The 1,004-nt window shown below is 25.5% G+C and carries 1 protein-coding gene and 1 pseudogene; both read left to right on the top strand.

What is annotated here, in order from left to right; all coding sequences use genetic code 11:
- Positions 1–241: pseudogene (locus RI01_RS02780) on the top strand (hypothetical protein); the annotation flags it as partial.
- Between the two features lie 65 nt (positions 242–306).
- A complete protein-coding gene (locus tag RI01_RS02775) occupies positions 307–891 on the top strand; it encodes an SVM family protein (RefSeq protein ID WP_017193154.1) in 585 nt (194 codons plus the stop codon).
- Positions 892–1,004: the final 113 nt, after the last annotated feature.

The following is a 1,004-nucleotide window of genomic DNA, read 5'->3' as shown; positions in this document are numbered from 1 at the left end:
CAAAGAAAACTCAAGTGGTAACTGTTTAATCCTTAAATACAAAGGCCCTAAACACTTCTTAGACGACGACAAAGACTATTACCTTGGATGCGCATGGGTGGACAATTCAGAATTTAAAAACGAAAATTTCCACCTCCACTTCAACCCTGTCCGTAAAACTTTATCTCTTTACCAAGATAAACACAATAATGATAAAGTTAAAGAAACCGAATATAAACAAAGAACCAGCGATGACTGGTGATAAAAATTTTAACAACTTCCAACATGTTAAAATTAAAGGAATTAATATTAAAGGAGATTTAATTAATGTTTAAATTACAAAATCAATTTAAAATAATAAGTTTTTGTTTGTACTCTTTCTTAGGATTATTATTTATTTTTAATAATAAGCAAGTGATGGCGATGAATAATAATAATAACGTTGGAACAAGCGAGAATGTTTATAATTCTTTAGAAGAATATAGAAATTATCAAAATTTATTAGTTTCTCAACAAACAAAAGCACAAGAAGTTATTAATGCTTTTGAACATCAAGTATCAGAAACAGAAAAAAAACTTTTATTTGATCAACTAGAATTAATACATCAACAAATTATTATAACTCAACAAAGACACTTAGATATTCAACAACAAATAACTATAAATTTAATTTTAAATAATGAAATAACAGAATTAGAAAGAATACATTCATTATTAATGCAAGAAATGACAACAATTATCAATAACATACCTCTTTATGCTTCAGAAGAACAAATTAATCTTTTAAGAAATACACAAATTAGAATAAATCAAAATCAAGAAAATATAAATACAATATTAGAACAAATAAGAAATCAATCACCTATGCCTAGAATTAATTTATCTCGTAATCGTTCTTCTCAAAGACGTTAAAATAATTAATTTTTTTAATCACAAACCAAGACCCTTTTCAGGGTCTTTTTTTATTTAACAACACACAACCTTGGAAAGGAAAAATAACCATGTTCATAAAAAAAATCTTTCAA

The organism is Italian clover phyllody phytoplasma str. MA1 (genome assembly GCF_000300695.1).
GTDB lineage: Bacteria > Bacillota_I > Bacilli_A > Acholeplasmatales > Acholeplasmataceae > Phytoplasma.
This window is presented reverse-complemented; position numbering and strand designations above follow the sequence as displayed.